This window comes from Streptomyces sp. NPDC054847 (assembly GCF_053610925.1).
This window is the reverse complement of record NZ_JBSGZJ010000470.1, coordinates 1-5,496: the sequence shown is the minus strand read 5'-3', so window position 1 is coordinate 5,496 and position 5,496 is coordinate 1. Positions and strand designations below refer to the sequence as shown.

Here is a 5,496-nt window from a genome sequence, read left to right as displayed (position 1 = left end):
CCCTCGCGACGTCGCTCCGCGAGGCCTCAGACGGCGACGAGGTCGCAGACGAAGATCAGCGTCTCGCCCGGGGCGATGCGGCCGCCGCCGGCGCCGCGGTCACCGTAGGCGAGGTGCGCCGGGATGGTCAGCTGGCGGCGCCCGCCGACCTTCATGCCCTGCACGCCCTGGTCCCAGCCGGAGATCACCTGGCCGACGCCCAGCTGGAACTGCAGCGGGGCGCCGCGGTTCCAGGAGGCGTCGAACTCCTCACCGGTGGAGAAGGCCACGCCCACGTAGTGGACGGAGACGGTGTCGCCCGCCTTCGCCACCGGGCCGTCGCCCTCCCAGATGTCCTTGATCTCCAGGTCGGCCGGCGGCTCGCCGCCCGGGAAGTCGATCTCGGGCTTCTCGATGCTCACGGTCTTGCTCCTTGCGTTTCTCTGTGTGATCAACCGGGACAGTCTTGCAGAACGTCCCGGTCGTCCTACTGAACGGCCAGGATGTCGACCGTGAAGACGAGGGTGGACTTGGCCGGGATGCCCTGCTGCTCCTGGTCGCCGTAGCCCATGTCCGGCGGGACGACGAGCAGCACGCGGCTGCCGACCTTCTTGCCCTCGAGGCCCTTCTGCCAGCCGGGGATGACCTGGGCGAGCGGGAAGCTCACCGGTGCGTTGCCCCTGCCGTAGCTGCTGTCGAACTCCTTGCCGTCCTTCCACAGGACGCCCTGGTACTTCACGGACAGGGTGTCCGTGGCCTTGACCGCGGGACCGGTGCCCTCGATCACGTAGTTCGACACAAGCTTGGACGGCGCGTCCTTCTTGGGCACGGTCAGTGACGGCTTCTCGCCGTCGGTGTTCGTGCCGACCTTGGGCAGGTCGATGTTGTCCTGGGCGACCTCGCTGCCCTTGGCGGAGGTCGGGAGCGTGGTGCCCTTGACGATGTCCATGACGAAGACCAGCGTGGAGTTGGCCGGGATGCTGCCCTGCTCCTGCGGGCCGTAACCGAGCTCCGGCGGGATCGCCACCTCGAGACGGCTGCCGACCTTCTGGCCGTCGAGCGCCTTCTGCCAGCCCTCGATGACACCGCCGCCGCCGAGCGTCACGGTGAACGGCTCGCCGCGGTCGAAGCTGTTGTCGAACGGCTCCTCGCCGTCCCACACCTGGCCGAGGTAGTCGACCTGGGCGACGTCGCCCTTCTTGAGGGTCTGACCCTTGCCCTCGCTGATGACGTTGACCTTCAGGTCCTTGGGAGGCTCGCCCTCGCCCTTGGCAAGGGTCGGCTTCTCGCCGAACTTCGCACCCTCGGTGATCGTGGGCAGCCCGTTCGTCATCGAGGTGGAAGCGGAATCGGAGCCCTTGTCGTCGCCGCATGCCGCTGTCGTCAACAGCAGCAGGGGTACGACGAGCAGGCCGGCAAGTCGGCGCACGTGTTCCTCAGATCTCTAACGGCTCGGTAGATGCGGACACTCTAGGGCGTGCCGAGGGCCCCGCACGAGAAACGTACGGGGCCCGGGTGACGTTCCGACACACGTGCGACGGGGTCGGATCACATGCCGGCGATGAGCTTCTCCACCCTGTCGTCGACCGAACGGAAGGGGTCCTTGCACAGCACGGTGCGCTGCGCCTGGTCGTTGAGCTTGAGGTGCACCCAGTCGACGGTGAAGTCCCGCCGCTGCTCCTGCGCCCGGCGGATGAAGTCGCCGCGCAGCCGAGCCCTGGTGGTCTGCGGGGGCACCGACTTGCCCTCGAAGATCTTCAGGTCGTTGCAGATCCGGGCGGCCTGGCCCTTCTTCTCGAGGAGGTAGTACAGGCCGCGCCTGCGGTGGATGTCGTGGTAGGCGAGGTCTATCTGGGCGACCCTCGGGTGCGACATGGACATGTTGTGCTTGGCGCGGTACCGCTCCAGCAGCTTGTACTTCATGACCCAGTCGATCTCGGTGCCGATCCGGTCGAGGTCCTCCTCCTCGATCGCGTCCAGCGTGCGGCCCCAGAGCTCCAGGACCTGCTCGACCGTGCCGGTGCGGATGCCGCGACGGTCGACGAAGTCGACGGCCTTCTCGTAGTACTCGCGCTGGACCTCGAGCGCGGAGGCCTCCCGGCCGCTGGCCAGACGCACCTTGCGCTGGCCCGTTATGTCGTGGCTGACCTCGCGGATGGCCCGGATCGGGTTCTCCAGCGTGAGGTCGCGCATGACCGTGCCCGCCTCGATCATGCGCAGGACGAGGTCCGTCGCGCCGACCTTCAGCAGCATCGTCGTCTCCGACATGTTGGAGTCGCCGACGATGACATGGAGCCGGCGGTAGCGCTCGGCGTCCGCGTGCGGTTCGTCACGGGTGTTGATGATGGGGCGCGAGCGGGTGGTGGCGGAACTGACGCCCTCCCAGATGTGCTCCGCCCGCTGGCTGACGCAGAAGACCGCTCCCCGGGGCGTCTGCAGCACCTTTCCCGCGCCGCAGAGCAACTGCCTGGTGACGAGGAACGGAATCAGGATGTCGGCCAGCCGCGAGAACTCGCCATGGCGCGCGACGAGATAGTTCTCGTGGCAGCCGTAGGAGTTTCCCGCCGAGTCGGTGTTGTTCTTGAAGAGATAGACGTCGCCCGCGATTCCCTCCTCGTGCAGGCGGCGTTCGGCGTCGACGAGAAGGCCTTCGAGAATGCGCTCGCCGGCCTTGTCATGCGTGACCAGCTCGGTCACGTTGTCGCATTCAGGTGTTGCGTATTCCGGATGCGAACCCACGTCGAGGTACAGGCGGGCTCCGTTCCGCAGAAAGACATTGCTGCTGCGGCCCCATGACACGACACGGCGGAAGAGGTAGCGCGCCACTTCGTCAGGTGACAGTCGGCGCTGTCCCCTGAACGTGCACGTGACGCCGTACTCGTTCTCCAGCCCGAAAATGCGGCGGTCCATGTCTGAACATTACGCCTCACGGCCTGAGCTGAAACCGGGTTGGGCGGCACCGTTTCGATCATTTTCCGATGTGTGGGTGCCGGAGCCCGTGACGCCGTCGGTGCGGCCGGGAACCGCGAGTACCCGCTGAGTGGACGTCAGAACCAGCAGCGCGGCGATCCCGCCGGCCCCGGCGACCGCGAAACTCCACGCCGTGCCGCCGATCTCGACGGCGGGGCCCGCCACCGCCGTGCCGGCGGCCGCGCCCACCCCGAAGGTGGTCACGAGCCAGGAAAACGCCTCGGTGACCGTGCCGCGCGGCGCGTGCCGGTCGACGACGATGAAGGCGCAGGCGATCGCCGGCGCGAGGAACACGCCCGCGACGGCCGACAGGGCCGTCATGGCGGCCACACCCGGCGTGAGGATCAGCGGAAGGTATCCGGCGGCCAGCAGGGCCACGATGATCCGCAGCCGCCGCTCAGGGGCGCCTGCCCACTGCCGCGCCCCGTACACCGAGCCGCCGACGAGGGCGCCGAGGCCCAGCGCGGCCATCAGCCAGCCGTACACCGACTCGCGCCCGTGGTCGTCGGCGTAGGCCACGCCCGCGACCGTGATCGATCCGAGGGCCAGGCCGACGAAGAAGAACGCGCCGAGAAGTGCGAGCAGGCCCGGCGAGCGGAGCGCGCCGAGCCAGTGGGCCTCCCGTGGCGCGGAACGCCAGGCGCGGGACGGCTTCGACATCACGACCGACAGTGCGCCGACGACCCCTATGACGTTGATGACGAACAGCGCGGCACCGGGCGACCACAGCGAGACGAGCAGCGTCACGAGCAGCGGTCCCACGGTGAACATGATCTCCTGGGCGACCGCGTCCATGGCGTACGCCCGGTGCACGCGGTCCTCACGGCCCAGCACGCTCGGCCACAGGGCCCGTAGCCCGCCCTCGAGCGGCGGGGTGAACAGTCCCGCGACACTCACGGCGGCGTAGGCGAGGAACAGCGAACCGGTGCCTGCCGCCGCGAGGAGGAACATGCCGAGCGCGGAGACGACGGCGGCGGGCAGCTGCACCCGTGGCTGCCCGTACAGGTCGACGGCCCGGCCCAGCAGCGGCTGGCCGACGGCGGTGGCGAGGCCGTAGACGGCGGCGAGCGCGCCCGCGAGCGTGTAGCTGCCGCCCTCCGCGCGGGTGAACAGCACGATGGCGATGTGCGCGGTCGCGTTGGGCAGCCGGCCGACCAGGGTGCCGGTCAGCAGGCGTGCCGCGTGCGGGGCCTTGAGGATGTCTGCGTACCCGGCGGCCATGCCGTCCCCTCTCCCCCGGCTTCCGTCGAGGTTTTACGTATAACTTCAGGGTCCATACGTACCATGTCGACAGTCCGCGGGTCCACAGCGCCGCCGCCCCGGACGTCGCGACATCTCCGACGGGCGGCCGAGGGCGGCGAACAGATGGCACACCGGTCCCAGCAGGACCGTCCCCCGGCCGGCGCGGACTCCGCCCGCCCCACCAGCAGGGACGTCGCCCGCGCCGCCGGGGTGTCGCAGGCCACCGTCTCGCTCGTGCTCGGCGACAAGTGGCGCGGCCGTGTCTCGGAACGGACCGCTACGGTGGTCCGCGAGGCCGCCCAGGAACTCGGTTACCGGCCGAATCTCGCCGCCCGCAACCTCCGCCTCGGCCGCACCAGGACCGCGCTCCTCGTCGTCCCCGCGCTTACCAACGAGTTCTTCGCGCGCGTCTACACGGGCGCCGCCGCCGTCGCCGCCCGCCACGGGTTCGGTGTCGTGCTCTACCCGTCCCCCGAGGGCGTCGGGCCCGCCAAGGACCCGTTCGCCTCCGCCCGCGCGGCCCTCGACGGCGTCATCGCGTCCTCGATGGCCGCGCAGGCCCTCACGGCGATCCGCGGCACCGACCTGCCGCTGGTCATGCTCGACAGCGACCCCGCCGACACCGGCGCCGCCGCCCACGTCAACCTCGACATCGCCGACGGCATGCGGCAGGTGATCGGCCACCTGACCGCTCTCGGCCACCGGCGGATCGTCCACCTCGCCTCCGCGGTCGCCTCCTGGACCTTCGACGTACGCGCCCGCGCTCTCCACGAGGAGGCGGCCAGGGTCGCCGGCACGGAGGTGCGTACCGTGCCCGCGCCGCTCGACGTCGACAGCGCCAGAGAAGCCGCCGTGCGGGCCCTCACGGCCCCTGGGCCACGCCCCACGGCCGTCGTCTGCGACGACGACATCCTGGCCGCGGGCGCCTGCAAGGCGGCCCGGCGGCTCGGCCTGAGGGTTCCCGAGGACGTCAGCGTCACCGGCTTCGACGACCTCGCCCTCGCGACCGCCGTGGAGCCCGAGCTCACCACCGTCCGCCTGCCGGCGGAGCAGGTGGGCGAGCGGGGCATGGACGCGCTGCTCGCGGTCCTCGACGGCCGGCGCCCCGAGGAGCGCAGCCTTCCCGTCGAGCTGGTCGTACGGGGCTCCTCCGCTCCCCCACCGGCCTGACGTTCACCGGATGCCCATGAGGGCGCTACGGGCGTGTCCGGGCCTTCGCCGGGGCCCTCGGGCGGGAACGGGCATGAGGCGACGGCTCGCGTACCCCGTCGCCCGGACATGACTGCGCCCCGGACCGCACGGGCG

Annotated in this window: 5 protein-coding genes; 1 reads left to right on the top strand and 4 read right to left on the bottom strand. The window is 70.5% G+C overall.

Annotation, left to right across the window (positions count from 1 at the left end; genetic code table 11):
• Positions 1 to 26 precede the first annotated feature (26 nt).
• From ACWGH4_RS30305 to ACWGH4_RS30290, 4 genes are all read right to left on the bottom strand, one after another.
• Entirely contained in the window at positions 27 to 401 is a 375-nt protein-coding gene (locus ACWGH4_RS30305; RefSeq protein WP_453466532.1) for an FKBP-type peptidyl-prolyl cis-trans isomerase, read from the bottom strand.
• 65 nt (positions 402 to 466) lie between these two features.
• Positions 467 to 1,408: an FKBP-type peptidyl-prolyl cis-trans isomerase gene (locus ACWGH4_RS30300; protein WP_441265399.1), complete on the bottom strand. Its 942-nt coding sequence runs from the start codon at positions 1,406 to 1,408 to the stop codon at positions 467 to 469.
• A 119-nt stretch (positions 1,409 to 1,527) separates the two neighbouring features.
• Positions 1,528 to 2,889 (bottom strand): Pup--protein ligase, encoded by a 1,362-nt coding sequence (gene pafA, locus ACWGH4_RS30295; RefSeq protein WP_005319528.1) that lies wholly within the window; start codon positions 2,887 to 2,889, stop codon positions 1,528 to 1,530.
• Positions 2,890 to 2,898: 9 nt separating this feature from the next.
• Positions 2,899 to 4,170: an MFS transporter gene (locus ACWGH4_RS30290; RefSeq protein ID WP_453466529.1), complete on the bottom strand. Its 1,272-nt coding sequence runs from the start codon at positions 4,168 to 4,170 to the stop codon at positions 2,899 to 2,901.
• A gap of 144 nt (positions 4,171 to 4,314) precedes the next feature.
• Here ACWGH4_RS30290 and ACWGH4_RS30285 point away from each other — a divergent pair, with 144 nt between their 5' ends.
• Positions 4,315 to 5,361 (top strand): LacI family DNA-binding transcriptional regulator, encoded by a 1,047-nt coding sequence (locus tag ACWGH4_RS30285; protein ID WP_453466527.1) that lies wholly within the window; start codon positions 4,315 to 4,317, stop codon positions 5,359 to 5,361.
• Positions 5,362 to 5,496: the final 135 nt, after the last annotated feature.

What these genes read in the sequence shown, in the direction of transcription:
- ACWGH4_RS30290 (WP_453466529.1), bottom strand. Translation starts at nt 4,170, where the DNA reads ATGGCCGCCGGGTACGCAGACATCCTCAAGGCCCCGCACGCGGCACGC.
- ACWGH4_RS30285 (WP_453466527.1), top strand. Translation starts at nt 4,315, where the DNA reads ATGGCACACCGGTCCCAGCAGGACCGTCCCCCGGCCGGCGCGGACTCC.
- pafA (WP_005319528.1), bottom strand. Translation starts at nt 2,889, where the DNA reads ATGGACCGCCGCATTTTCGGGCTGGAGAACGAGTACGGCGTCACGTGC.